Raw genomic sequence first — 26,266 nt, forward strand, 5'->3', positions numbered from 1 at the left:
ATGGGAAGAAAAAGAAGGGCCTTCGCCGTGATCGTCCCGGCGGTCGTGCTCGCCGCGTCGGCGTGCAACGAGGTGCCGGGCGACGGGTCCGTCGCCGCCCAGCCGGCCGGGCACGTCCAGAAGTACCGGGCCGGCCATGGCGCGCACACCACGCCCCCCACCGGCGGCGGCCAGCAGAACGGCGGCCAGCAGAACGGGGACGGCCAGAACGGGGACGGCCAGAACGGGGACGGCCAGATGCCCGGCATGGGCGACGGCCAGATGCCCGGGATGGGCGACCCCTCCCAGACCGCCGCTCCCAGCCCGACCGACTCCGGCTCCCCGGACCCGAACCAGACCGACGACCCGAACCAGCCGGGCGACGACGGCCAGAACCAGAACGGCGACGGCCAGAACCAGAACGGCGGCGGCCAGGGCGACCAGAACCAGGTGAAGCCGGGCCCGCGCGCCGACCAGTTCGCCGACATCCGCCAGGCGCCGCCCGTCCGGCAGCCGCGGCGCATGCGGGCCGCCTCCACCGGCGTGTTCACGTCCAACTGCGGCACGAACGCGGGCCAGAAGCACAGCAACCCCGACAACGTGATCGTGGCGCCGGGCGTCCAGAACGGCGCGCACCACATCCACGACTACGTCGGGAACCTCGACACCAGCGCGTTCTCGACCGACCAGACGCTCGCCGCGGCCGGGACGACCTGCACCAACGGCGACCAGTCGACCTACTACTGGCCGGTCGTGCGGCTGCGCGCCGGCAAGGACGGCTCCGACCGCGCGGCGCAGAGCCAGGCGGACGGCAACACCGGCAGCGTCGTCACCCCGGCGAAGGTGCGGATCCAGTTCCTCGGCAACCCGCGCAGCAAGGTGACGGCGATCCCGCGGTTCACCCGGATCGTGACCGGTGACGCCAAGGCCGCGTCGAAGGGCCCGGCGAACGCGCACTCGCAGTGGACGTGCAGCGGGTTCGAGAACCGGGCGTTCGCCGACAAGTACCCGCTGTGCCCGCAGGGCAGCAGGGTCGAGCGGGTGCTGAACTTCCCGAGCTGCTGGGACGGGCAGAACACCGACAGCGCGAACCACCGCGACCACATGGTGTTCCCGGACCCGCGGACGGGGCAGTGCCCGCAGGGCCGCAAGGCCGTCCCGCAGCTGCGGATCACGCTGGCCTACAACGTGCCGGCGAAGGCGCTGGCGTTCGCGCTGGACACCTTCCCGGAGGAGGGCCACGACCCGGTGACGGACCACGGCGACTTCATCAACGTGATGAACGACCAGCTCATGCGCAAGGCCGTCACCGCGATCAACGGGCGCCGCCGCTGATCCCCGGTCCCGGGGCCCGGGCCCGCCCGCGCGTAGGATCGCGTCATGGAGATCGTGATCGCGGGCGGGCACGGGCAGATCGCGCTGCGGCTGTCCCGGCTGCTGGCCGGGCGCGGGGACGCGGTGGTGAGCCTGATCCGCAACCCCGACCATGCGGCGGAGGTGCGGGCGACGGGCGCGACGCCGGTCGTGCGGGACCTGGAGGCGGCGTCCGCCGAGCAGGTCGCGGGCGACCTGTCGGGCGCGGACGCGGTCGTGTTCGCGGCCGGGGCGGGGCCGGGCAGCGGCGCCGCCCGCAAGGACACCGTCGACCGGGCCGCGTCGGTGCTGCTGGCGGACGCGGCGCAGCGCGCCGGGGTGCGGGGCTTCGTGCAGGTGTCCGCGATGGGCGCGGGCGACCCGCCCGCGCCGGGCCGCGACGAGGTGTGGGCCGCCTACATTCGCGCCAAGGGCGAGGCCGAGGACGACCTGAGGGCGCGCGCCGGCCTGGACTGGCTGATCCTGCGCCCGGGCCGGCTCACCGACGACCCGGGCACCGGGCTCGTGGCGCTCGCCGAGCCGCCGATCGGGCCCGGCGCGGTCACCCGCGACGACGTCGCCGGGGCGATCGTCGCGCTGGTGGACGCCCTTCCGGGCGTCCGGCACCGCACCCTGGACCTGCTGAACGGCGACGTCCGCATCGCCGACGCCGTCGCCGCCCTGCGCTGACCGGTGCGACCGGCGCTGACCGGCGCCCGCGCGCCGGTCAGGCGGTGTAGAGGGACTCGATCTCGTCGGCGAAGTCCTTCATCACCACGTTGCGCTTGACCTTGAGGCTCGGGGTCATGTGCCCGGCCTCCTCGGTGAAGTCGACGCCGAGGATCACGTGCTTCTTGATCGCCTCGGCGTGGCTGACCGACTTGTTGGCGGCGGCGACCGCGCCCTCGATCTCGGCGATGAGGTCGGGGTCGCGGCGCAGCTCGTCCACGGTCATCGCGGCGGGCTTGCCGTGCCGCTCCTTCCACGGGCCGAGGGCCTCCTCGTCCAGCGTGATCAGGGCGCTGATGAACTTGCGGCCGTCGCCGACGACCAGGCACTGGCTGATCAGCGGGTGCGCGCGCAGCCGGTCCTCCAGCGGGGCGGGCGCGACGTTCTTGCCGGCCGCGGTGACGAGGATCTCCTTCTTCCGGCCGGTGATCTTCAGGAAGCCGTCGGCGTCCAGGGAGCCGAGGTCGCCGGTGTGGAACCAGCCGTCCTCGACCGCCTCCTTGGTGGCGGCCTCGTTGTTCCAGTAGCCGCGCAGGACGTTGACGCCGCGGACCAGGACCTCGCCGTCCTCGGCGATGCGGATGTCCACGCCGGGGATGGGCTTGCCGACGGTGCCGATCCGGATGGCGGTGGGGCGGTTCACGGTCGCGGGCGCGGTGGTCTCGGTGAGGCCGTAGCCCTCCAGGATCGTGATGCCGACGCCGCGGAAGAAGTGGCCGAGGCGCTCGCCGAGCGCGGCGCCGCCGGACACCGCGTACTGCACCCGGCCGCCGACGGCCGCGCGCAGCTTCCGGTAGACGAGCACGTCGAACACCTTGTGCTTGGCCTTGAGCCCGAGGCCGGGCCCGCCGTCCTCCAGGGCGCGGCTGTAGGCGATCGCGGTGTCCGCGGCCGTCCTGAAGATCTTGCCCTTGCCGTCGGCCTCGGCCTTCTGCTCGGCGCCGTTGTAGACCTTCTCGAACACCCGCGGGACGGCCAGCAGGAACGTCGGCCGGAACGAGGCGAGGTCGGGCAGCAGGCTGGGGACGTCGCTGTGGCCGAGGACGATGCCGCCCTCGATGGAGGCGACCTCGATCAGCCGGGCGAACACGTGCGCGAGCGGCAGGAACAGCAGCGTGGAGCTGCCCTCGACGGCGATCTCGGAGATCGCGCCCTGCACGGCGTTGCGGGCCGTCGCGACGAGGTTCCCGTGAGTGATCTCACAGCCCTTGGGGCGCCCGGTCGTGCCGGAGGTGTAGACGAGGGTCGCCACGTCGGCGGCGCCGCGGGACCTGCGGCGCTCGGCGATCGTCGCATCGGTGACGTCCTTGCCGAGCTCGGTGACCTCGTCGACGGCGCCCGCGTCGATGCCCCAGACGTGCGCGAGGCCCGGGAGCCGGTCCCGGACCTCGGCGACCAGCGCCAGATGGGCGTCGGTCTCGGCGAACAGCGCCTTGGCGCCGGAGTCGCCGGCGATCCACTCGATCTGCTCGGCGGAGGACGTCTCGTAGATCGGGACGGCGACGGCGCCGGCCGTCCAGACGGCGTAGTCCAGCAGCGTCCACTCGTAGCGGGTGCGCGACAGCAGCCCGACCCGGTCGCCCGGCTCGATGCCGGCGGCCACCAGGCCCTTGGCGACCGCGGCGGCCTCCGCCGCGAACTCCGCCGCGGTGACGGCGCTCCAGACCGCGCCGCTGCGGCGGCGCAGCACGATGGCGCCGGGCTCCTCGGCGGCCCGGGTGAAGGGCGCGTCGGTCAGATTGGCGGAGTCGGGGACCTCCACCATCGCGGGGACGCTGAACTCGCGCACGGCCCACTCCTGTGATCGATCTTCGGGGACGGCGGGGGAACCTGCCGGTCCCTCCGAAGGTGAATGATACCCACGAGTAGGAAAACCCCCGGGACGTGAGCGTTCCACCCCGGACCGGTCCGCGGCCGGCGGTTAACGGCACGGCAAAGACCGCTCGCCGCGCGCGGGCGACCGCCGGTCCGTCCCCTACCCTTGACCTGGTCGTACACGAACACGGTCGGGGGACGGCATGTCGCTGCTCGAAGTGATCGCACTGACGGCCGCCGACGCGCGGGCCGCGCAGGACGGCGGCGCCGACCGGCTGGAGGTCGTGGCGGACATGGGCGCCGACGGCCTCACCCCCGACCCGGACATGGTGGCGGCCGTGCGCGCCGCGACGACGCTGCCGCTGCGGGTGATGCTGCGCGCCAACGCCGGGTTCCGCACCACCGGCGCGGAGCTGGACCGGCTCGTCCGCGCCGCGTCCGACCTCACCGCCGCCGGGGCCGACGGGTTCGTGCTCGGCTTCCTCGACTCGTCCGGCCACGTCGACGCCGGCGCGACCGGCAAGCTCGCGTCGGGCTGCGCGCCGCTGCCGTGGACGTTCCACCGCGCGGTCGACCACGCCGCCGACCCCGTCCAGGCGTGGGAGGCGGTCCGGGCGCTGGACGGCGGCCTCGACACCGTGCTGACGGCGGGCTCGCCGCGCGGCGTGGACGCCGGGGTCGACGTGCTGGTCCGGCGCGCCGCCGAGGACCCCCGCTCCGCCGGGATGATCATGGCCGGGGGCGGGCTGCGCCGCAAGCACGTCGCGGTGCTCGCCGCGGCCGGCGTCACCGCGTTCCACGTCGGCACCGCGGTCCGCCCGGACGGCTCGTGGGACGCCCCCGTCGACCCGGCGCTGGTGGGGGAGTGGCGCTCGCTGGTCGCGGCGGCCGCGGGCTGACGCCCGCAGGGGCGCCCGTTTTCGGGGGAGAGGTCCCCTACTAGAGTCGGTTCATGAGGATCCACGTGGTGAGCGACGTCCATGGCCGCGCGGACGCGCTGAAACGCGCGGGCGACGGCGCGGACGCGCTCATCTGCCTGGGCGACCTGATCCTGTTCGTCGACTACTCCGACCACGGGCAGGGCATCTTCGCCGACCTGTTCGGCCAGGAGAACGCCGACCGCTTCATCGCGCTGCGCACCGAGAAGCGCTTCGACGAGGCCCGCGCGTTCTCCCGCGGCCTGTGGGCCTCCCTCGAAGGCGACGCGTGGCCGCACATCGAGCGCGCCGTCGACCGGCAGTACGCCGAGCTGTTCGCCGCGATGCCGACCCCCGCCTACCTCACCTACGGCAACGTCGACGTCCCGCGCATGTGGGCGCCGCACCTGCGCGAGGGGCACCGCGTCCTGGACGGCGAGACCACCGAGATCGGCGGCCTGCGGTTCGGGTTCGTCGGCGGCGGCCTGCGCACCGAGTACCGCACCCCCTACGAGCTCGACGACGAGGAGTACGCCGCGAAGGTCGAGGCGGTCGGCGAGGTGGACGTGCTGTGCTGCCACATCCCGCCCGCCGTCCCCGAACTGCTGTACGACACCGTCGCGCGCCGGTTCGAGCGGGGCAGCGAGGCGATCCTGGACGCGATCCACCGCACGCAGCCGAAGTACGTGCTGTTCGGGCACGTCCATCAGCCGCTCGCCGCCCGCACCCGCATCGGACGCACCGAATGCGTGAACGTGGGCCACTTCCGCGCGCGCGGGGTGCCGTACGCCCTCACTGTGTGACGGATACCGTGCTGTAGGACAGCGGCCCGGGCAAAAGGTCCACGGGCGCGGGTGCACGGCGAGCCGGAGGGGAACGCAGATGGCGGACCGCACGAGTTCTTCCATCACGATCAAGGCCGCGAAGGCCGACATCATGGCGGTGATCGCCGATCTGGAGGCCTACCCGGACTGGGCGAGCGGCATCCGCGAGTTCACCGTCCAGGAGACCGGCCCGGACGGCCGGGCGCTGCGCGGCCGGCTGACCTTCGACGGCGGCCCGTTCAGCGACACCGTCGGCCTCGCCTACACCTGGGACGGCGACGACCGGGTGAGCTGGGAGCTGGTCGACAAGGGCGCGGTCGTCACCGGCCTGCACGGCACCTACGCGCTCGCCGAGGCCGGCGGCGGCACCGAGGTCACCTACGAGCTGGCGGTGGACGTCCGCGTCCCGATGATCGGCATGGTGAAGCGCAAGGGCGAGAAGCGGATCATCGACTCCGCGCTCAAGGGCCTCAAGCGCCGCGTCGAGCGCTGAGCGCGCGCGGGAGGCGGTACCGTTTCACGCCGATGACGGATGGATGATGGAGTCATGACCGACCAGCCGGGTGACCTGATCAACGAGGCGGGCAAGCTCTTCGACGCGGTGCTCAAGCGCGTGGTCGGCGGCGGCTCCCGCGACGACGACCGCGAGCGCCGCGGGGAGCGTTCCCGCGGCGGCGCGGACGACGTGTGGGCCGACGCCACCGCCGAAGCGCCGCGCTACGCCACCGGCGCCCCCGAGTGCTGCCACTGCCCGGTCTGCCGGGCCATCGCCGTGTCCCGCGAGTCCGGGCACGACGTGGGCCGGCACGTCCGGGACGCGGGCCGGTCGCTGATGGCCGCCGCGCTGGACGTGGTGCAGGGCTTCGACCGCACCCGTCCGGAGGAGAACCGGAACCGGCCTCCGCGGCCGGGGGAGGCGTCGGCGGGCCCCGGGACGGGTAGGTCCGAGCGGTCGGAACGGTCGCCCCGCGAGGAGGCCCCGCGCGGCGAGCCGCCGCGCGGGGGAAAGCCGCGCGAGGACGAGCCGGGCGACCCGTGGGCGGACGCCACCGGCGGCGACTCCATCGACATCGGGTAGTGGTGCGGACGGGCTCCAGCCAGGGGCCGCGCGAGGAGGAGGAAGCGTACATGGCCCTGACCATCGGCGTGGACGTGGGCGGCACGAAGGTCGCCGCCGGTGTCGTCGACGACCGGGGAACGATCCTGGAGAAGGTCCGGCGGCCGACTCCCTCGACCAACCCCAAGGAGACCGCCGAGACCATCGCCGAGGTCGTCGACCTGCTCAAGGGCAAGTACGCGGAGGTGTCGGCGGTCGGCCTCGGCGCCGCCGGGTTCGTCGACGAGACCCGCTCCCACGTGCTGTTCGCGCCGAACCTCGCCTGGCGCGAGGAGCCGATCAGGGAGAAGGTCGAGCACCTCGTCGGGCTGCCCGTGGTGGTGGAGAACGACGGCAACGCCACCGCCTGGGGCGAGGCGAAGTTCGGCGCCGGCCGCGGCGAGAACTTCCTCGTGCTGGTCGCGCTCGGCACCGGCATCGGCGGCGGCATCATCATCAACGGCGAGCTGTACCGCGGCCGGTTCGGCATCGGCGCCGAGATGGGGCACTTCCGGGCCGTCCCGGACGGGCGCCGCTGCGGCTGCGGCAACCGCGGCTGCTGGGAGCAGTACGCCAGCGGCAACGCGCTCGTGCACGAGGCCCGCGACCTGGCGCGGGTCGCGCCCGCGATGGCGGGGCGGCTGCTGGAGCTCGGCGGCGGCAGGCCCGAGGGCATCAGCGGCCCCGAGGTGTCGCAGGCGGCCCGCGAGGGCGACAAGGCGGCGCTGGAGTGCTTCCGGACGATCGCGCACTGGGCGGGCCAGGGCCTGGCCGACCTCAGTGCGATCCTGGACCCGGGCGCGTTCATCATCGGCGGCGGCCTGTCCGACGCCGGCGACCTGCTGCTCGACCCGATCCGGGTCGCGTTCGAGGAGGCGCTGACCGGCCGCGGGCACCGCCCGCTGCCCGACATCCGGATCGCCGAGCTCGGCTCGGCCGCCGGGATCGTCGGCGCCGCCGACCTCGCCCGCGTCCGCCCCCTCCACGAAGCGTCCGTCTAGGGCCGCGCCGTGCCGACGCCGGTCCGGGTGCTGAGCTACAACATCCGGTCGCTGCGGGACGACCCGGACGCCGTCGCGCGCGTCGTCCGGGCCGGCGGCCCCGACGTGCTGTGCCTGCAGGAGGTGCCGCGGTTCTGGGGCTGGCGGGCGCAGCGGCGCCGGCTCGCGCGGGCGTGCGGGATGGACGTGGCGGCGGGCCGCCGGGCGTGCGGCCTCGCCGTCCTCGCGGCGCCGCGCGCCCGCCGCGTCCACCGCGAGTTCCACCTGCTCACACCGGACAAGGACCTGCACCGGCGGGCGCTGGCGATCGCCGTGCTGGAGATCGGGCCGGCGCGGCTGGTCGCGGCGAGCACCCATCTCGACCTCGCGGACGGGCCGCGGCTGCGGCACGTCCGCGAGGTGCTGGCGCACCTCGACCGGGCCCGCGACCGGTACGGCGCGCCGGTCGTGCTGGCGGGCGACATCAACGAGGAGCCCGGCGGCCCGTCGTGGACGCTGCTCACCGACCACTTCCAGGACGGCCACGCGACCGCGCCGGCGGGGGAGGAGCTCACCTTCTCCGCGCGCGACCCGCGCCGCCGCATCGACGGCGTGTTCGCCGACCCCGGCGTCGAGGTGGCCGGCTGCGGGGTGCCGCCGGACGAGTCCGGCGACCACGTCCGCGCCACCGACCACCGGCCGCTGCGCGCCGACCTGCGCTTGCCGGAGCCGGAGGACTAGACGACGGCGCCGTCGTCGGGGTCGCGGGGCTCGTCGCCCATCCGCAGCACCAGCGTCACGAACCCGCCGATGAACGCGGCGACCGCGAGGAACGCGGCCCAGCCGGGCACCTCCCAGTCCAGGATCACCGTGACGAGCAGGTAGACCGGGCCGCCGATCAGCGCGATCCAGGCGCCCTTGGTGAGCGGGTCCGCGCTCGGCAGCGGCGGGGGAGGCGGCGGGATGTAGTGCCCCTCCTCGTCGTCGTCCGGCGGGAACTCGGGGGCGTCGTCGGCGGGCCGGATCACCCGGGCCCGCGGCAGCCGGCCAGTGCGGTCGTCGCCCTCGCGCGGCGGCGCCGGCTTCTCCGCGATGTTCTCCTGCTCGGGCCACGGCACCTCGTCGCCCTCGGGGGCGGTGTCGAAGTCCGCGACGATCTGCGCCCAGATCGCGTCCTCGTCGAGGTCGCGGCCCGGTTCGGCGCCGTCGCCCTTGCCGGGCGCGGCGCCGGGCTCAGCGTCGCCGCGGCCGCCCCCCGCCGCGTCGAACACGCCGTCGAACGCGCCCTTGTCGAACGCGGACTCGTCGAACGCGCCGTCGAGGCCGCCGTCGCGCGGGCCGTCGTGCACCCCGTCGCGCCCGGGCGGCGGGTCGGCGGCGGCGTCGGCCAGGTCGGTCTCGGGACGGCCGTCGCCGTCGCCGCGCACGCCCGCGTCCCGCAGCCGGGCCAGGTGCGCGCGCAGGATGCCCTCCGCGGCCGGCTTCATGTCGACGTCCACGTACAGCCGGTCGAGCACGTCGCCGACCGGGTCGCCCGCCGTCCCGGCGATCTCGGGCAGGCCGTCCGGCGACGCCGCGTAGGCCGCCACGCCCGCCTCGCCGAGCGCGGCCAGCATCGCGTCGGCCAGATGCGGGGCGAGGTCGACCAGCGGCGCGTAGGTGTCGGCGGACAGTCCATTGCCACGGCGATTCACGGCGCCGGCTCCTTCGACGACTCCGGCGTGACCGACAGCACCGGCATGGCGGCCTCCGCTCCCCCATTGAGGTGTGCGCCCGGCCGTCCGCCGCGGTGCGCGGCGGCACTCCCGGACGACCCGAAACGTGTGTCCCACGGTATTCGCTGCGCCGCCCGGGACAAGCCCCCGGGCGCACCCGATTGAGATTTCCGTTCAGAGCCTACGTTCATCCGGCGGCGGGGTGTGCCGGACCGGGCTCCGGGACCGGGACAGTGGTGTGGGCGGGGGACGGCCGGGATGCGAAGATGTCCCATCATTAACCCCCCTCGGACGGGGACTCGGTCTTGCGCGCCGCGTGCACCCGCGGCTCGGAGGAAGGTGTCGGCATGCTCTGGTTCTGGATCCTGCTGAGGATCGTGCTCTCCCCCATCATGTACGGCGCGTGGTGGCCTCGGAACCGGGGAATGCGGAACGTCCCCAAGCGCGGCCCGGCGCTGCTGGCGTGCAACCACCAGTCGTTCGCCGACCACTTCTTCGGCCCGCTGCCGCTGATGCGGCCGATCTTCTTCATCGGCAAGGGCGAGTACTTCACCGGCAAGGGGATCAAGGGCCTGATCAGCAAGGCGTTCTTCACCGGCGTCGGGGTCGTCCCGGTGGACCGCACCGGCGGCGCCGAGGCCGACGCGGCGCTGCAGACCGGCCTGCGGATCCTCGGCGAGGGCAAGCTGCTCGGCATCTACCCCGAGGGCACCCGGGCGCCCGACGAGCGGCTGTACCGCGGCAAGACCGGGGTGGCGCGGCTCGCGCTGAAGTCCCGCGTCCCGGTGATCCCGATGGCGATGATCAACACGTTCCGGCTGATGCCGCCCGGGCGGCCCTACCCGCGGCTCGGCGTCCGGCCGGGCGTCCGGTTCGGCGAGCCGATGGACTTCTCCCGCTACTTCGGCCAGGAGGACGACCGCGAGGTGCTCCGCAAGGTCACCGACGAGATCATGGCGGCGATCGAGAAGCTGTCCGGGCAGGAGTACGTCGACCGGTACGCCGCCGAGGTGAAGGCGGAGATGGCGGGCAAGACCGTCCGGCCGGTCGAGGACGGCGACGAGGGCATCGCCGAGGACTGATCCCGTGGCGGACGACACCACCGGGGGAACGACGGGCCTCGACGCGGCGCTGTGGCGGTCCGTCGCCGTGTACCGCGCGCTGGCGCTGGTCTACGCCGCCGTCGTGATCGGCAAGAACTCCGGCGGCTACGCGCACCCGCTGGGCGGCTGGGCCGTCCTCGCGGTCCTGACCGTCTGGACGGGCGTCGCCACCCTGGCCTACCGGGACCCGGCCCGGCGCGGCTGGCCGCTCCTGGCCGCCGACCTCGCGATCGCGTTCGCGTGCATCCTCACGACCGCCTGGGTGGAGACGGCCCCGCACATCGCGGCGGGCCGCCCGACGCTGCCGGTGTCCTGGGTCGCCGCGGCCGTGCTGGCCTGGGCCGTCGAGGGCGGGCGGCGGGTCGGCGTCACCGCCGCGCTCGTGCTCGGCGTCGCGAACCTGCTGGTGCACGCCTTCGCCGGGACGGCCGGCGGGATGGGGAACACCACCCTGAACGGCATCGTGCTGCTGTTCCTCGCCGGCCTGGTCGTCGGGCAGGTGGTGCGGCTCGCGCGCGAGGCGGAGGCGCGGCTGGCCCGGGCCGTCGAGCTGGAGGCGGCGACGCGGGAGCGCGAGCGGCTGGCGCGCCGTATCCACGACTCGGTGCTGCAGGTCCTGGCGATGGTGCAGCGGCGCGGCGGCGAGGCCGGCGGCGAGGCGGCCGAGCTGGGCCGGCTGGCGGGCGAGCAGGAGGCGGCGCTGCGCGCGCTGATCGGCGCCGGCCTCGCGCCCGGCGCCGGGGACGCGCCCGCCGGCGTGCCCGCGCCGCGCACCGGCACCGGCCCGGAACGCGCCGCCGACCTGCGGCCGCTGCTGACCGGCCAGGCGTCCGCCGCGGTGACCGTGTCGACCCCCGCGACGCCCGTGCCGGTGCCCGAGCACGACGCCCACGAGATCGCCGCGGCGGTCGCGGCCGCGCTGGACAACGTCCGGCGGCACTGCGGCGACGGCGCCCGCGCCTGGGTCCTGCTGGAGGACGGCCCCGGCGAGGTCACCGTCAGCGTCCGCGACGACGGGCCCGGCATGCCGCCCGGGCGCCTCGACGCCGCCGCCGCGGACGGCCGGCTCGGCGTCGAACAGTCCATCCGGGGCCGCGTCCGCGACCTCGGCGGCACCGTCTCGATCGTCTCCGCCCCCGGCGAGGGCACCGAGATCGAGATGACCGTTCCGCGGGCGTCCGCGGCGTTTAAGGTGTGATCGTGAGCGAGGTTCCGTTGAGGGTCATGGTCGTGGACGACCATCCGATGTGGCGCGAGGCCGTCGCCCGCGACCTCGCCGAGGCCGGGCACGAGGTCGTCGCCACCGCCGGGGAGGGCCGCACCGCCGTCCGCATCGCCGCCGCCGCGCGCCCCCGCGTCGCCGTCGTCGACCTCCAGCTGCCCGACATCTCCGGCGTCGAGGTCACCCGGTACCTCGCCGCGGCCGACCCGCCCGTCCGGGTGCTGGTGCTGTCGGCCAGCGGCGAGCAGCAGGACGTCCTGGAGGCGGTGAAGGCGGGCGCCACCGGCTACCTGCTCAAGTCCGCGGGCCGCGAGGAGTTCCTGGACGCGGTCCGCCGCACCGCCGACGGCGACGCGGTCTTCACCCCCGGCCTCGCCGGGCTCGTCCTCGGCGAGTACCGGCGGCTCGCCGCCGCGCCCGCCCGCGAGGACGACGACGCGCCGCGCCTCACCGACCGCGAGACCGAGGTGCTGCGGCTCGTCGCGAAGGGCCTGACGTACAAGCAGATCGCGCAGCGGCTCGTCCTGTCGCACCGCACCGTGCAGAACCACGTGCAGAACACCCTCGGCAAGCTCCAGCTCCACAACCGCGTCGAGCTCGTCCGCTACGCCATCGAGAAGGGCCTGGACGAGGAGGACTAGGCCGGTTCCGGCCGCGCCCGCCCACAACTCCCGCCTGGACGCGTGCGTCTGATCCGCGACGACGACGCTCATCTGACGGGAGCACCTTCGGTGGACGAGACGCTGTGGCTCCTCACGCTGCACTTCCTGATCGGGCTCGTGCTGGCCGCGGTCGTGTGGCGGCGGAGATCGGCCCTGGTGCGCGGCACGCCGCCGACGCGCGACCCGCACCCGTACGAGATCGCCTACCTGCAGGGCGGGGGACGCCACGCGATCGCCGCGTCGCTGGCGGCGCTGCGGACGGACGGCGCGGTCGACGCCCACGGCGACGGCCGGTTGACGGCGGCCCGCCCGCCGTCCGACGCGCCGCGCACCGCCGACCATCCGCTGGACGGCGCGGTCTTCACGGCGATCGCGGAGGAACGCGCCGGCACGCTCGCCGAGCTGACCGCCGACACGGGCGTGTCGTCCGCGCTCGACGGGCTCCGCGACGGCCTGATCGAGCAGGGACTGCTGATCCGCCTCGGGTTCCGGCCGGGGCTGTGGGCGAACCGGTGGCTCCTGCGCGGCTGGGTGCTCGCCGGCTTCGTGTACTTCTTCATGATCGACGACGCCTACGACGACTTCCCGAAGGCGCTGATCGTGTTCGCGCCGCTCGCCGTCCTGTCCTGGGCGGCGATCCGGCTCGCGGCCGGCCACGGGCCGACGAAGGAGGGCGAGCGGGCCGTCGCGCAGGTCAGGTCGTCGAGCCCGCACCTCGACCCGGCGCAGGGCGCCTCCTACGACGGCCTGGCCGGCCCGGCGGTCGTCATGGGCGTCGCGCTGTTCGGCACGGCCGCGCTGATGGCGTTCGACGAGATGTTCGCGCAGACGGTCGGGCTCGGCCGCTACCTCCAGCTGACCGGGGTCGCGGCGAGCTCGGGCGGGTACACGGGCTCGGCCTGCTCTTCGTCCGCGATCGTCTGCTCGTCCGCTTCCTGCGGTGGCGGCGGCTCCGGGGGCGGCCACCACCACGGCTGCGGCTCAGGGGGCGGCCACCACGGCTGCGGCGGCGGCGGAGGGTGCGGAAGCAGCTGCGGCGGTGGCAGCAGTTGCGGCAGCAGCTGCGGGGGCGGGAGCTGACATGGACCTGGGCGTCGGCATCGGGTGGCGGCCGGAGATCGCCGGATTCGTGGGCGCGCTGCCCGGCCTGCGGTTCACCGAGGTGATCGCGGAGTCCGTGCACCCGGCGCACCCCGCCCCCGAACTCCTCGAACTGCGCGAGCGCGGCGCGGCGGTCGTCCCGCACGGGGTGAAGCTGTCGCTGGGCGGCGCGGAACCCGTCGCCGCCGACCGGGTCGCGCACCTGGCCGCCTGCGCCGAGGCGCTCGGATCGCCGCTGGTCAGCGAGCACGTCGCGTTCGTCCGCGCGGGCGGGATCGAGGCCGGGCACCTGCTGCCGGTGCCACGCACGCGGGCGGCGCTGGACGCGCTCACCGCCAACATCCGCCGCACCCGCGCCGAGCTGCCCGTCCCGCTCGCCGTCGAGCCCATCGCGACGCTCTTCGACTGGCCGGACGCCGAGTACACCGAGGGCGACTTCCTCACCGAACTGCTCGAACGCACCGACGCCCTGCTCCTGCTGGACGTCGCGAACGTGTACGCCAACGCCCGCAACCGCGGCGAGGACCCCGTCCGGCTGCTCGACCGGCTGCCGCTGGAGCGCGTCGCGTACTGCCATGTCGCGGGCGGCGTCGAGCAGGGCGGCCGCTACCACGACACGCACACCGCCGCCGTCCCGCGGGACGTCCTGGACCTGATCGCCGAACTGTGCGCGCGGCACCGCCCGCCCGGCTTCCTGCTGGAACGCGACGGCCACTACCCGCCGATCGGCGAGATGCGCGCCGAGCTGGACGCGATCGCCGCCGCGTCCGGGATGGCGCCCGTCACATGAGCGCGGGCGGTGCGGGCGGCGCGGGCGGCGCGGGCGGTGCGGGCTCGGACGGCGGCTTCGACGCCGGGCTCGCGGCGGCGCAGGAGGCGCTGGTGCGGGCCATGGCGTCCGGCGGCCCGGTGCCCGCCGGGTTCGACGCCGCCGCGGTACGGGTCGCCGCGCACGGCGTCCTGCTGAAACGCGCCGGCGAGGTCGCCCGCGCATGGCCCGCGCTCGCCGCCTCCTACGGGACGGCCTGGAACGCGGAGTTCGCCGCGTGGGCGGCCGAACGCCCGACCCAGGGGTCCTTCCGGGACGGATGGGACTTCGCGCGGGCGCACTGGGACGGCCTCGCCGGGGAGGCCGCACGGGAACTGGCGTCCGCGGAGATCGTTTGGGCCTATGACGGCGCGTCGGCGCCGCGTCCACGGCGGGCGGCGGCACGGCGCGTGCCCGGGGGAGTGGCGGTGCGTTTCCGGGGAAGGGTCCGGATCATCGGGGGCCCGTCGCGCCGGCGCCGCGTCCCGCCGGACGGCGTGCCGCGGGGCGCCTCCGGAGGCTATGGTCTAGACCAATGACGGCACGCCGGGACGGCCGGCGAATGCCCTGCGTAGCCATGCCCTGACTACTAGTCTGGCCATGTGAACCGAGGAGGGAGCCCGGTGGCGGGAGAAGGAGACGGCATGCGAGTCGGAGTGCTCACCGGAGGTGGGGACTGCCCCGGACTGAACGCGGTCATCCGCGCGGTCGTCCGCAAGGGCGTGCAGGTCTTCGGCTACGAGTTCGTGGGCTTCCGGGCCGGCTGGCGCGGCCCCCTCGAAGGCGACACCGTCGCCCTCGACGTCCAGGCCGTGCGCGGCATCCTGCCCCGCGGCGGGACCATCCTCGGCTCGTCCCGGACCAACCCGGTCAAGGTCGAGGGCGGCGTCGAACGGATCAAGGACAACCTCGCCGGCCTCGGCGTCGACGCCCTGATCGCCATCGGCGGCGAGGACACCCTCGGCGTCGCCCGCGAGCTGTACGAGAGCGGCGTCAACGTCGTCGGCGTCCCGAAGACGATCGACAACGACCTCAACGCCACCGACTACACCTTCGGGTTCGACACCGCGGTGAACATCGGCATGGAGGCCGTCGACCGGCTGCACACCACCGCCGAGAGCCACCACCGCGCGCTGATCTGCGAGGTCATGGGCCGGCACGCGGGCTGGATCGCGCTGCACGTCGGCATGGCCGCCGGCGCCAACGTCATCCTCATCCCCGAGCGGCCCTTCGACATCGACAAGGTCGTCGAGTACGTCGAGAGCCGGTTCAAGACCCGGTACGCGCCGATCATCGTCGTGTCCGAGGGCGCGCACCCGATGGACGGGCAGATGCAGCTGCAGACCGGCGAGCGCGACGCGTTCGGGCACGTCCGGCTCGGCGGCATCGGCCAGGCCCTCGCCGACGAGATCGAGAAGCGCACCGGCAAGGAGGCCCGCGCCACCGTGCTCGGCCACATCCAGCGCGGCGGCACCCCCACCGCGTTCGACCGCGTCCTCGCCACCCGCTTCGGCCTCCAGGCCATCGACGCCGTCCGCGACGGCGACTACGGCAAGATGGTCGCGCTCCAGGGCACCGACATCGTCCGCGTCGGCCTCGACGAGGCGACCAAGGAGCTCAAGACCGTCCCGCTGGAGCGCTACGCCGAGGCCGAGGTCTTCTTCGGCTGAACCCGTCCCTCCCGCCGGGAACAGGCATTCCGGGTCGCGATGTTGCATTCGGTGGGCCACACTGGAGGCCGCCCCTTGACCTGTTCCCGCCGGGAGGACCACGCATGACCACGCTCGAGACCGCGCCCGCGGACGTCCGGGAGCAGTCCCCGGTCGACGGGGAGCCGTGCGTGCTGCTCAAACTCGGCGAGGTCGTCCTCAAGGGCAAGAACCGCGAGCTGTTCGAGCGCCGCCTCGCCGACAACGTCCGGCAGGCCGTCCGCCCCATCGCCCGCGTCGACGTCGTCCGCCGGCACGGCGTGTTCATCGTCCGCAAGCACGACGCCGACCTCGCCACCATGGAGCGCGTCGCGCAGCGGATCACCGACGTCATGGGCATCGTGTGGGCGCACCGCGCCTGGCGGGTCGGCAAGGACCTCGCCAGCGTCGAGCGCGCCGCCCTCGAGCTCATGGACGGCCGCACCGGCACGTTCGCCGTCCGGTCCCGGCGCCGCGACAAGCGGTTCCCGCTGACCTCCATGGAGCTCGACCGGCACATCGGCGCCCTCGTCGCCGACCGCTACGGGCAGGCCGTCCGGCTCAAGGACCCGCAGCACACCCTGTCGATCGAGGTCGACCGCGACGAGGTGTTCGTCTACTCCGGCGGCCTGCCCGGCCAGGGCGGCCTGCCCGTCGGGATGAGCGGCCGCGGCCTCGTGCTCATGTCCGGCGGCATCGACTCGCCCGTCGCCGCGTACCGGATGATGCGCCGCGGCCTGCGCGTCGACTACCTGCACTTCTCCGGCATGCCGTTCACCGGCCCCGAATCGATCTACAAGGCGTACGCGCTGGTCCGCGAGCTCGACAAGTTCCAGAACGGGTCCCGGCTGTTCGTCGTCCCGTTCGGCAAGGCCCAGCAGCAGATCAAGTCGTCCGGCGCCGACCGGCTCGCGGTGATCGCGCAGCGCCGCCTCATGCTGCGCACCGGCGAGGTCCTCGCCCGCCGCCTGCGCGGCTCCGCGCTGATCACCGGCGACGCGCTCGGCCAGGTCTCCAGCCAGACCCTCGCCAACATCACCGCCCTCGACGACGCCGTCGAGCTGCCCATCCTGCGCCCGCTCGTCGGCATGGACAAGATCGAGATCATGGACCAGGCGCGCCGCATCCGCACCCTGACCATCTCCGAACTGCCCGACGAGGACTGCTGCACGATGCTCGCGCCCCGCCGCGCCGAGACCCGCGCCAAGATCGACGACCTCCGCCAGATCGAGAAGCGCCTCGACGTCGACGAGCTCGCCGACCAGCTCGCCGAATCCGTCCAGGAACACCGCCCCGTCTACGGCGACCAGCAGGCTTGATCGCACCGCCCTCGGCGGTCGGGCCCTGGGGGCCCTCCCTTCAACGGGCGGTGCGGCGATCGCTGCATCGCTCCGGCTCGCCCAGGGGCTCGCTGCGCGATCAGATTCTCGCTTCGCTCGAATCCGGCTTCGCACGCGATCGCAACGTTGAGGTCGTCTGCGGCTGGGCTTATGACGTGCGCCCCTTGCTGTTGGCGCGGGGTTGCGGCCTTCTGCCGTCACACCTTGCGGTCGGCGGTTTGGTGGGTCAGGGGGTATCGAAGTCGGTGGGGCGGGGCGGCTCCGGGCCCTGGGGGCCCATGAGGGTGATGCGCTCGATGCGGACGATCCGGAAGCGGCGGCCGGCTACGGCGATGCCATTGCGGCGGGGCTCGTCCGCGAGCAGTTCGGCGGCCTCCGCGTAGGCGTCGGCATCGGTCTCGGCGAGGGCCTCCACGGCGGGGGCGATGTCGCGCAGGTAGCCGATGAGGGAGTCGCGGGCGCGCTGCGGGGTGGCGTGCAGGCGGCCGACGGGGCGCCAGCGGCGCTCGCGGCCCGGCACGCCGCCGCCGCGCTCGGCGACGGTGAACGCGGGCGCCAGCGCGACGGGCGTGAGGAACGCGCCGGACGGCTCGTTCCCGCTGACCGCCGCCGCGTCCAGCACCTGGCACAGCAGCTCGGCGGTGGCGAGGTCGGACCCGGCGCCCTCGCCGGACAGCAGGTCGTAGGGGCGGCGGTAGGAGTCCGGGACGGACGCCGGCCGCGGGTCGGGGTCGCTCGGGCGGGGCGGCTCCGGGCCGTCCGGGCCGGTCCGCACCAGCTGCTCGACCCGCACGATCGCGAACCGGCGGCCGGCCGCCGCCACCGCGTCGCACGGGCCGGTCCGCAGCGCCGCCGCCGCACCCCGGAACTCGCGCGCGGTCTCCTCGCCGAGCCCGGCGGCGCGGTCGTCGAGATGGTCGGCGAGCAGCTCGCGGGCGCCCTGCGGCAGCGGGTCCGGCGGGCAGACGACCTGCCAGCCGCCGGAAACCCGCTCCGCGGCGGTGAACAGCGGCCCGACCGCCACCAGCTCGGGGTAGGCGGCGAGGGAGCGGCAGGCGTCGGCCAGCATCACGGCGGCGACCGGGTCGACGCCGTCCAGGTCCTCCGGGAACAGCCGTCCCCCGGCGTCGCCATCGCCCATCGTCATGCCGGACATCATCCTCGCCGCCCCCCGATCTGGCGAGTGGTTCAGACCAATTCGTTACCGCTCCGGCCGCGTCTCCCGGGCTTCCCCGGACGGCGGACGGGCGCGACGAGCACGACAAGGCTGGCGGCGAGCAGCGCGAGGCCCGCGAAGGCGGCCCCGCCGAGGTGTTCGCCCAGCACCGCCGTGCCGAGGACGGCGGCGACGGCCGGCTCGGCGAGCGTCAGCGTCGTCGCGGTGGTGGCGGGGGTGCCGCGCAGGCCCCGCGCGAACAGCACGTAGCCGAGGCCGGTGGTGACCGCGCCGAGGTACAGCGCGGTCGCCGCGCCGGACCCGGTGAGCAGCCATCCGGCGGGCTCGGCCGCCAGCACCGGGACGAGCAGCACCGCGGCCGCGCCGAACAGCGCCCCGGCGGTCGCCCGGTCGTCCTCGCCGCGGGTGATCAGGGCGGACGCGGTGGTCGCGTACACCGCGTAGGACAGCCCGGACAGCAGCGCGAGCGCGATCCCGGCCGGGTCGACGCCGGAGCCGTGCCCGGCGCCGACGAGCAGGGCGCAGCCGGCGACGGCACCCGCGGTCGCGGCCGTCCAGCGGCCGGTGAGGACGGCCCGCCGGGTCGCCAGCCCGATCAGCCCGGTGAAGGCGGGCGCGCTGCCGATCGTGACGACGGTGCCGACGGCCACGCCCGTCCGGGAGACGGCGACGAAGAAGGCGACCTGGTAGACCGCGATCGCCACGGCGCCGAGGGCGAGCGGCGCCCGGCAGGCCCGGCCGCGCAGGAGGCGGAGCAGGCCGGCGCGGCGGGTCGCGGCGGCGAAGGCGAGCAGCAGCAGCCCGCCGAGGACGATCCGGGCGGCGGCGACGGAGACGCTGGACGCGCCGGGGGCGAAGGTGCGGGCCGTCCCGGTGGTGCCCCACAGGGACGCGGCGAGCAGGATGTCGGCGCCGCCGCCGAGGGCGCGCCGGGCGGCGGCAGGGGTGGCGGACGCGGAGGCCCGCCTGGACGTTCTGAACGTGCGCACTGACACGGGAGAAGCTCCTGGGCTCGAATCTGGAGAGATCGTTTCCGGATCCGGGGCGCAGGAGAACGCGGACCGGGCGCTGCCGCGCCGGGTCCGTCAGGACTCGCAGGGTGTGCCGTCGCCGCGCCCCGTCAGGAGCGGGGCGGGCCGAGGTTCGAGGTCCAGTACGCCATGTTCACAAATTACCAGCCCGTCCGTGCTGCTTCGCGGCGCGCCGGCCGCCGGGCACGCCGCGAAGCCGGGCCTCAGGCCGGGTCCGGGACGGGCGCCCCGGTCAGCGTGCGGCCGACGATCGGCGGCAGGTCGCGCACCAGCTTGGCGAGCTCGCGCAGGTCGCCGTCCACCAGGGCCTGCGGGCCGTCGCACAGCGCGGTCTCCGGGTGCGGGTGCACGTCGATGATCACGCCGTCGGCGCCGACCGCGACGGCCGCGCGGGTGAGCGGCAGCACCAGGTCGCGGCTGCCGCCAGAGTGCGACGGGTCCACGATCACCGGCAGGTGGGAGAGGCGCTGCGCCACCGGGACCGCGGAGATGTCGAGGGTGTTGCGGGTGGCCTTCTCGAACGTGCGGATGCCGCGCTCGCACAGCACGATGTCGAGGTTGCCGCGCTGCGCGACGTACTCGGCGGCCATCAGCCACTCCTCGATCGTGCCGTTCATGCCGCGCTTCAGCATCACCGGCTTGCCGGCCTCGCCGGCGGCCTGCAACAGCGCGAAGTTCTGCGCGTTGCGGGTGCCGATCTGCAGCATGTCGGCGTAGGACGCGACGAGCTCGACGTCCGCGGCGTCCACCACCTCGGTGACGATCGGCATGCCCGTCTCCTCCCGCACGTCCGCGAGGATGCGCAGGCCGGCCTCGCCGAGGCCCTGGAAGGCGTACGGCGACGTGCGCGGCTTGAACGCGCCGCCGCGCAGCAGCGTCGCGCCCGCGGCCTGCGCCATCTGCGCGGCGCCGAGCGTCTGCTCCGGGGTCTCGACCGCGCACGGGCCGGCGATCAGCGTCATCGTGCCGGGGCCGATCGGCACGCCGCCGACCCGCACCACGGTGCGCTCGGCGTGGTGCTCGCGGCTCACCAGCTTGTAGGGGACGGAGATCCGCACCACGTCGGTGACCCCGCGCATCCCGCGCAGGTTCAGCGACCCGAACTGCTGGACGTCGCCGACGAGCCCGACGATGGTGCGCTCCACGCCGCGGCTGACGAACGCATCGCCTCCCGCCGTCTCGACCAGTGAGACGACGGCGTTGATATCGGCTTCGGTGGCCTCCGGGGCCATGACGACGACCATGGGTGTGCTGCCTCTCCTCATCACGCGGACCGCGCGCGGACCCGGGCCGGGTCCGGCGGACGACCCCCTGGAAAACGACGAGAGCCCCGGGCCGATGGGGCCCGGGGCTCTCGCCTTGTTGGTCTGTCAGCGCAACGCCTGGCAGACCAGCCGCCCGGGCTGGTCGAACCAGAAGAAATACACGATGTTGCGCACGGTCATCAGCGTAGCCGATGCGCGCCGCCGATTCCCGCACGGCCCCCGAATATGGCTCAGCTCACGCCGGATGGCAGGATGGCCGCGTCATGTCCCACCCCGAACCGTCCGCGCCGCAGCCGCGGGACCTGCCGCCGGGCCAGTACGTCCCCCGCGGCTGGCCCGTCCTCCACTACGGCCCCGTCCCCAAGTTCCGTCCCAAGGACTGGGATTTCCGGGTCTTCGGCGCGACCGCGTCGGGGGAGCAGCACCGGTGGTCCTGGGAGGAGTTCGACGCGCTGCCCCGGACGCGGGCCGTCACGGACTTCCACTGCGTCACCAAGTTCACGATCCCCGGCAACGAGTGGGAGGGCGTCCCCGGCACCGCGATCGTGGAGTTGGCGCCGCCCGCCCCGGATGTCACGCACGTGATGGTGTGGGCCGAGTACGGCTACAGCGCCAACATCCGGATGAGCGACTTCCTCGCCGACGGGACGATGTTCGCCACCCACCACGACGGCGAGCGGCTGACCGCCGACCACGGCTTCCCGATCCGGATCGTCGTCCCGCACCTGTACGCGTGGAAGAGCGTGAAGTGGGTCCGGGGGGTGGAGTACCTGGTGAAGGACCGCCGCGGGTTCTGGGAGGAGCGCGGCTACCACAACGTCGCCGACCCCTGGTCCGAGCAGCGGTACTCCTACCAGGAGGAGGACGGCGAGGCCCCGCCCCTCTGAGGCCCCGCCCCGCTGGGGGTGCCTCCCCGAGGCGCCATAACGGATCCGGGACCGTCGTAAATCGGCAACACGCCGACCTTGGCGGAAGACAACCGTTACCGTACGTTGTCATGGACCTACCGTCCGTCGCGGACATCCTCGCGGGCGCCCTCGCCGCGGGCGCCGCCGCGGGACTCCTCGCGCTGCGCGGGCGGCTGCGGGCGCGTCCGCCGCGCCGCGCCCCCGCCGGACCGGCGGAGGAGGCGGCGTTCGCGACCCTGCACGCCGTCGCCCGCGTGTCGCCGCCGCTGCGCGCCGGGCTGAACCCCGCCTCGGCCCGCAAGGCCGCCCGGCACCTGCGGGCGCTGCTCGGCGCCGAGGCCGTCGCGTTCGTCGCGGTCCCGTCCGGCGTCGACGCCCCGTACGACGACCTCTACGCCGACGAGCGGGACGGCGACGGCGACGGCGGCCCGCGGGGCGGCGAGGACGCGGCGGAGGACGCCCCCGCCCCGCGGCTGCTGGCCTGGGACGGCATCGGGCGCGACGAGCACGCCGGCGAGGCCGTCGGCCACGCCCTGCCGGTGCTCGACTCCGGCCGCCCCCGCGTCCTCGCCCCCGAACTACTCGGCTGCCGCGACCCGTTCTGCCGCATCCAGGTCGCCATGGTCGCCCCGCTCGCCGTCGAGGGACGCGTCGAGGCGACCCTCGCCGCGTACTGGACCGGCCCGTCCACCGCCCGCGTCCGCGCCGTCGGCGAGGCGGCCCGGCTCGTCACCGGCCAGCTCGAACTGGCCCGGCTGGACACCGCCCGGATCCGGCTGGCCGAGGCCGAGATGCGGGCGCTGCGGGCGCAGATCTCCCCGCACTTCGTCTACAACTCGCTGACCACGATCGCCTCGTTCGTCCGCACCGACCCCGAGCGGGCCCGCGGCCTGCTGCTGGACTTCGCCGACTTCGCCCGCTACTCCTTCCGCAACCCGCGCGACTTCACCACCCTCGCCGACGAGCTGCGCTCCATCGACCGGTACCTGCTCCTGGAGCGGGCCAGGTTCGGCGACCGGCTGCGGTTCGACGTCGAGGTCGCGCCCGAGGTGCTGCCGGTCGCCGTCCCCTTCCTCGCCCTGCAGCCGCTGGTGGAGAACGCGATCCGGCACGGCATGAAGGGCACCCGCGGCCCGCTGAACATCTCGATCGTCGCCCGCGACTGCGGCGCCGAGGCGGCGATCAGCGTGGAGGACGACGGCGTCGGCATGGACCCCGAGCGGCTGCAGGAGATCCTCGCCGCCCCGGTCGGCCGGCCCGGCCCCACCGGCTGGGGGAGCGTCGCCACCCCCGACCGGCGCGGCGGCGGGATCGGGCTCGCCAACGTCGACGAGCGGATGCGGCAGGTCTACGGAGAGGAGTACGGCCTGACCGTCGAGACCGCGCTCGGCGCCGGAACCAAGGTCAGATTGCGCGTTCCGAAGTACCGTCCGGGCGTCTTTCCGGACTGAGGGGAGCGGCCCCGGCGGCGCCCCGGCGGCGCACTCACTTTTCGGAATCGATTGCGGACAGACGGTAATCGCGGCAAAGTCGCCATCATGCTGCACGTCCTGGCCGTCGACGACGAACGCCCCGCCCTGGCGGAGCTGGTCCACCTGCTCCGCGAGGACCCGCGGATCGGGCGGGTCACCGGCGCGGAGGACGCCTCGTCCGCGCTGCGCGACCTCAGCCGGATGCTCGTGGAGGGCGAGCGCCTGGACGCGGTGTTCCTGGACATCCGGATGCCCGGCCTCGACGGCCTGGACTTCACCCGGCTGCTGACCGGCTTCGCCGCGCCCCCGCACGTGGTGTTCGTCACCGCGCACGACGACTGCGCCGTCACCGCCTACGAGCTCGGCGCCCTCGACTACCTGCTCAAACCCGTCCGGCCCGAGCGGCTCGCCGAGGCGGTCCGGCGGGTCGCGTCCGCCTGCGCGCGGACGGGGCCGCCCGGCGAGGACGCCCCCGACGCGGGCGCCGACGACGAGATGATCCCCGTCGAGCTGGGCGGCCGCACCCGGCTGGTGTCGCGGCGGACCGTCACCCATGTGGAGGCGCAGGGCGACTACGTCCGGTTGCACACCGCCGACGGCGGCTACCTGGTGCGGATGCCGCTGACGGCGCTGACCAAGCGGTGGGAGGGCGCCGGCTTCATCCGGATCCACCGCAGCACCCTCGTCGCGTCCGCGCACATCACCGAGCTGCGCTTCGACGGCGGGCGGGCCGCGGTGCAGATCGGCGACGCGCTGCTGCCGGTGAGCCGCCGGCACACCCGCGAGGTCCGCGACCTGCTGGTGCGCCGCTTCCACCACGCCGCGGACGGCGCGGGCGACGGCGGCGGCCATGCCTGACCCGCACCGCGCCCCGGCTCCGGCGCCCCCCGCGGACGCCCCCGGCCCCGCCGCTCCCGCCGCGCCCGCCGGCCCCACCTCCGACCCCGCCGGCCGGGACCCGTCCGACCCCGACCCGCCCGATACCGGCCCGCCGCCCGCCCGGCCCGTCCTCCCCGCCCCCCGCGACCCGCCCGAGGCGCCCGCCCCGGCCGAGGCGCCCGGCCGGCCGGAGGCGGACGGCCTCGGAAGGGGGAGCGGACGGGCCGACGTGCGGCGCCTCGTCCGGGTTCAGCTGCGGATCGCGCTGGGGACCGCCGCGTTCGTGCTGGCCGTCACGGCCGCGATCCCCGTCCTGCCCGCCCTCGCCCCCGGCGGCCCCCGGCCGTTCGGCCTCCCGCCCGCGTGGCTGCTCCCCGTCGCCGGCGTCCAGCCCCTGTGGGTGCTCGCCGCCCTCGCGCACCTGCGCCGCGCCGAACGCGCCGAACGCGACCACCCGAGGCCGGCGGGACGCCCGTGACCGCCCCGGCGGCGCCGGCCGCGCTCACCGCCCTCGCCCTCGTCCTCGCGCTGACCGCCGCGCTCGGCGCGCACGGCCGCCGCTCCGCCCGCACCGCCTCCGACTTCCTCGTCGCCTCCCAGGGCGTCAGCCCGTGGTGGAACGCCACCGCCATCGCCAGCGAGTACATCTCCGCCGCCGCCTACCTCGGCACTGCCGGGCTCGTCCTCGCCTACGGCACCGGCACGCTGTGGCTGCCGATCGGCGCCACCGCCGGATACGTCCTGCTGCTGGCGTTCGTGACCGCGCCGCTGCGCCGCTCCGGCGCCTACACCATCTCCGACTTCGCCGAGTGGCGGCTCGGGTCGCGGGCCGTCCGGCGCGCCGTCACCTGCTGCGCCTGCTTCGCCGGCTGGTTCTACCTGCTGCCGCAGTTCCAGGGCGCCGGCGTGACCCTGCGGGTGCTGACCGGCGCCCCCGTCTGGACCGGCTGGGCCGTGATCGTCGTGGTCGCGGCCGGCCTCGTCGCGTCCGGCGGCATGCGCGGCATCACCGCCGTCCAGGCCGTGCAGTTCTGGGTGAAGCTGCTCGCCGTCGCCGTGCCCGCCGTCGCGCTGCTGGCGTTCTGGCACGCCGACGGCGGTGACGCGTCCGCCGCCGACCGCCCCGTGCGCTTCGAGCGCACCACCCGCGTCCACGTCGAGACGGGCGTCGCGGTCGACGTCCCGGCCGCCGTCACCGTCACCGCCACGGGCCGCCTCGACGGCGTCCGCCGCCACGCCGCCGCCGTGCCCCTCGCCCCGGGCCGGCACACCGTCGGCGGCGGCGCCGAGATCGTGTTCCCCGCCGGCGCCGCCGTCCCGCACGCCGCGCGCCTGCCCGCCCCCGCGGACGGGACGCGGGCCACCCCCTTCTGCCGCCCCGGCGGCCACGGCCTCTACACCACCTACTCGACGCTGATCGGCGTCCTCCTCGGGACGATGGGCCTGCCCCACATCCTGATGCGCTTCTACACCAGCACCAACGGGCGGACCGCGCGCCGCACCGCCGCGATCGTCCCCGGCCTGCTCGCCCTGTTCTACGTCTTCCCCGCCCTCTACGGGACCCTCGGCCGCCTCTACACCCCCGAACTGCTGATGACCGGCGACATCGACGCCACCATCCTGCTGCTCCCGCTCAGGGCCGTCCCCGGCGCGCCCGGCGCCGTGCTGACCGGCATCGTCGCCGCCGGCGCGTTCGCCGCGTTCATCTCCACCTCCTGCGGCATCGTCGTCGCCATCGCCGGGACCGTCACCCAGCGGATGCGGCACCGCGACGGCGTCGCCGCGTTCCGCCTCGGCGTCGTCGCCGCCCTCGCCGCCCCGCTCGCCGTGCTCCCCGCCATCGGCCCCCGCGACTCCGCCGACCTCGTCGTCACCGCGCTGTGCGTCTCGGCGTGCTCGCTGTGCCCGCTGCTCGTCCTCGGCATCTGGTGGCGCGGCCTCACCGCCCCCGGCGCCCTCGCCGGCCTCGCCACCGGCGGCGGGCTCGCCGTCGCCGCCGGCCTCACCCGGCTCGCCGCCGGCCCCGGCACCGGCTGGACGGGCGCGCTGCTCGCCCAGCCGTCCCTGGTCGTCGCCCCCGCCGCGTTCGCCGTCATGATCGCGGTGTCGCTGCTCACCCGCCGCCGCGTACCGCGCCGCACCGACGGCGCGATGGCCCGGCTGCACCTCCCCGAACCCGCCGCCGCCCCCTGAAACACCCCG

At 75.1% G+C, this 26,266-nt stretch carries 26 protein-coding genes; 21 read left to right on the forward strand and 5 right to left on the reverse strand.

Annotated elements, in window-relative coordinates; genetic code table 11:
• Both J4709_RS30055 and J4709_RS30060 read left to right on the forward strand, forming a co-directional pair.
• On the forward strand, positions 1-1,314 hold the full coding sequence (locus J4709_RS30055; RefSeq protein WP_208245435.1) for a DUF1996 domain-containing protein: 1,314 nt from the start codon (positions 1-3) through the stop codon (positions 1,312-1,314).
• A 45-nt stretch (positions 1,315-1,359) separates the two neighbouring features.
• Positions 1,360-2,022, forward strand: a complete 663-nt coding sequence (locus J4709_RS30060) for an NAD(P)H-binding protein (RefSeq protein WP_208245436.1) — start codon at positions 1,360-1,362, stop codon at positions 2,020-2,022.
• 37 nt (positions 2,023-2,059) lie between these two features.
• Here the strand turns inward: J4709_RS30060 and J4709_RS30065 are convergent, their stop codons facing one another.
• Entirely contained in the window at positions 2,060-3,850 is a 1,791-nt protein-coding gene (locus J4709_RS30065) for an AMP-dependent synthetase/ligase (protein ID WP_208245438.1), read from the reverse strand.
• Positions 3,851-4,079: 229 nt separating this feature from the next.
• On the opposite strand from J4709_RS30065, the gene J4709_RS30070 reads away from it, so the two are divergent.
• From J4709_RS30070 to J4709_RS30095, 6 genes are all read left to right on the forward strand, one after another.
• Entirely contained in the window at positions 4,080-4,775 is a 696-nt protein-coding gene (locus J4709_RS30070) for a copper homeostasis protein CutC (protein ID WP_208245440.1), read from the forward strand.
• Positions 4,776-4,828: 53 nt separating this feature from the next.
• Positions 4,829-5,596 (forward strand): metallophosphoesterase family protein, encoded by a 768-nt coding sequence (locus tag J4709_RS30075; RefSeq protein WP_208245442.1) that lies wholly within the window; start codon positions 4,829-4,831, stop codon positions 5,594-5,596.
• A 79-nt stretch (positions 5,597-5,675) separates the two neighbouring features.
• Positions 5,676-6,110: an SRPBCC family protein gene (locus J4709_RS30080; protein ID WP_208245444.1), complete on the forward strand. Its 435-nt coding sequence runs from the start codon at positions 5,676-5,678 to the stop codon at positions 6,108-6,110.
• Positions 6,111-6,164: 54 nt separating this feature from the next.
• The gene (locus J4709_RS30085) at positions 6,165-6,695 is read left to right on the forward strand and encodes a hypothetical protein (RefSeq protein WP_208245446.1); all 531 of its coding nucleotides are present in this window, start codon (positions 6,165-6,167) and stop codon (positions 6,693-6,695) included.
• A gap of 50 nt (positions 6,696-6,745) precedes the next feature.
• The gene (locus J4709_RS30090) at positions 6,746-7,714 is read left to right on the forward strand and encodes an ROK family glucokinase (RefSeq protein WP_208245456.1); all 969 of its coding nucleotides are present in this window, start codon (positions 6,746-6,748) and stop codon (positions 7,712-7,714) included.
• A gap of 9 nt (positions 7,715-7,723) precedes the next feature.
• The gene (locus J4709_RS30095) at positions 7,724-8,434 is read left to right on the forward strand and encodes an endonuclease/exonuclease/phosphatase family protein (protein WP_208245464.1); all 711 of its coding nucleotides are present in this window, start codon (positions 7,724-7,726) and stop codon (positions 8,432-8,434) included.
• Here the strand turns inward: J4709_RS30095 and J4709_RS30100 are convergent.
• Positions 8,431-9,387 (reverse strand): hypothetical protein, encoded by a 957-nt coding sequence (locus tag J4709_RS30100; protein WP_208245466.1) that lies wholly within the window; start codon positions 9,385-9,387, stop codon positions 8,431-8,433. The two genes, J4709_RS30095 and J4709_RS30100, sit on opposite strands and share 4 nt — an antisense overlap.
• Before the next feature lie 368 nt (positions 9,388-9,755).
• On the opposite strand from J4709_RS30100, the gene J4709_RS30105 reads away from it, so the two are divergent.
• From J4709_RS30105 to thiI, 8 genes are all read left to right on the forward strand, one after another.
• Positions 9,756-10,490 carry a lysophospholipid acyltransferase family protein gene (locus J4709_RS30105; protein ID WP_208245470.1) on the forward strand — a complete coding sequence of 245 codons (735 nt, stop codon included), beginning with the start codon at positions 9,756-9,758 and terminating at the stop codon, positions 10,488-10,490.
• 4 nt (positions 10,491-10,494) lie between these two features.
• Positions 10,495-11,709, forward strand: coding sequence for a MacS family sensor histidine kinase (gene macS, locus J4709_RS30110; protein ID WP_208245472.1), 1,215 nt, complete (start codon positions 10,495-10,497; stop codon positions 11,707-11,709).
• 26 nt (positions 11,710-11,735) lie between these two features.
• A complete protein-coding gene (locus J4709_RS30115) occupies positions 11,736-12,374 on the forward strand; it encodes a response regulator (RefSeq protein WP_208245829.1) in 639 nt (212 codons plus the stop codon).
• A gap of 42 nt (positions 12,375-12,416) precedes the next feature.
• Positions 12,417-13,475, forward strand: a complete 1,059-nt coding sequence (locus J4709_RS30120) for a TIGR04222 domain-containing membrane protein (RefSeq protein ID WP_208245474.1) — start codon at positions 12,417-12,419, stop codon at positions 13,473-13,475.
• 1 nt (position 13,476) lies between these two features.
• Positions 13,477-14,286: an MbnB/TglH/ChrH family RiPP precursor modification enzyme gene (locus tag J4709_RS30125; RefSeq protein ID WP_208245482.1), complete on the forward strand. Its 810-nt coding sequence runs from the start codon at positions 13,477-13,479 to the stop codon at positions 14,284-14,286.
• Positions 14,283-14,843 carry an SCO6045 C-terminal-like domain-containing protein gene (locus tag J4709_RS30130; protein ID WP_208245485.1) on the forward strand — a complete coding sequence of 187 codons (561 nt, stop codon included), beginning with the start codon at positions 14,283-14,285 and terminating at the stop codon, positions 14,841-14,843. Before J4709_RS30125 ends, J4709_RS30130 begins: the two co-directional genes overlap by 4 nt.
• Before the next feature lie 105 nt (positions 14,844-14,948).
• Positions 14,949-15,974 (forward strand): 6-phosphofructokinase, encoded by a 1,026-nt coding sequence (locus J4709_RS30135; RefSeq protein WP_208245487.1) that lies wholly within the window; start codon positions 14,949-14,951, stop codon positions 15,972-15,974.
• Between the two features lie 104 nt (positions 15,975-16,078).
• Entirely contained in the window at positions 16,079-17,311 is a 1,233-nt protein-coding gene (thiI, locus tag J4709_RS30140) for a tRNA uracil 4-sulfurtransferase ThiI (RefSeq protein ID WP_208245489.1), read from the forward strand.
• 247 nt (positions 17,312-17,558) lie between these two features.
• On the opposite strand, the gene J4709_RS30145 is transcribed toward thiI, so the two are convergent.
• From J4709_RS30145 to aroF, 3 genes are all read right to left on the reverse strand, one after another.
• The gene (locus J4709_RS30145; RefSeq protein ID WP_208245491.1) at positions 17,559-18,479 is read right to left on the reverse strand and encodes a DUF5954 family protein; all 921 of its coding nucleotides are present in this window, start codon (positions 18,477-18,479) and stop codon (positions 17,559-17,561) included.
• A gap of 41 nt (positions 18,480-18,520) precedes the next feature.
• Positions 18,521-19,504: an EamA family transporter gene (locus tag J4709_RS30150; protein WP_307801653.1), complete on the reverse strand. Its 984-nt coding sequence runs from the start codon at positions 19,502-19,504 to the stop codon at positions 18,521-18,523.
• 239 nt (positions 19,505-19,743) lie between these two features.
• Positions 19,744-20,784, reverse strand: a complete 1,041-nt coding sequence (gene aroF, locus J4709_RS30155) for a 3-deoxy-7-phosphoheptulonate synthase (protein ID WP_208245493.1) — start codon at positions 20,782-20,784, stop codon at positions 19,744-19,746.
• Between the two features lie 284 nt (positions 20,785-21,068).
• Between aroF and J4709_RS30160 the strand changes: the two genes are divergently transcribed.
• The 5 genes from J4709_RS30160 to J4709_RS30180 all read left to right on the forward strand — a co-directional run bounded on the left by J4709_RS30160 (position 21,069) and on the right by J4709_RS30180 (position 26,257).
• Positions 21,069-21,692, forward strand: coding sequence for a sulfite oxidase-like oxidoreductase (locus J4709_RS30160; protein WP_208245495.1), 624 nt, complete (start codon positions 21,069-21,071; stop codon positions 21,690-21,692).
• Positions 21,693-21,802: 110 nt separating this feature from the next.
• Positions 21,803-23,164 (forward strand): sensor histidine kinase, encoded by a 1,362-nt coding sequence (locus tag J4709_RS30165; protein ID WP_208245497.1) that lies wholly within the window; start codon positions 21,803-21,805, stop codon positions 23,162-23,164.
• A gap of 87 nt (positions 23,165-23,251) precedes the next feature.
• The gene (locus J4709_RS30170) at positions 23,252-24,043 is read left to right on the forward strand and encodes a LytR/AlgR family response regulator transcription factor (RefSeq protein WP_208245499.1); all 792 of its coding nucleotides are present in this window, start codon (positions 23,252-23,254) and stop codon (positions 24,041-24,043) included.
• Positions 24,036-24,542: a hypothetical protein gene (locus J4709_RS30175; RefSeq protein ID WP_208245501.1), complete on the forward strand. Its 507-nt coding sequence runs from the start codon at positions 24,036-24,038 to the stop codon at positions 24,540-24,542. Before J4709_RS30170 ends, J4709_RS30175 begins: the two co-directional genes overlap by 8 nt.
• Entirely contained in the window at positions 24,539-26,257 is a 1,719-nt protein-coding gene (locus tag J4709_RS30180) for a sodium/solute symporter (protein ID WP_208245503.1), read from the forward strand. The genes J4709_RS30175 and J4709_RS30180 overlap by 4 nt, the downstream gene beginning before the upstream one ends.
• Positions 26,258-26,266: the final 9 nt, after the last annotated feature.

The organism is Actinomadura violacea, from assembly GCF_017573465.1.
Taxonomy (GTDB): Bacteria; Actinomycetota; Actinomycetes; order Streptosporangiales; family Streptosporangiaceae; genus Spirillospora; species Spirillospora violacea.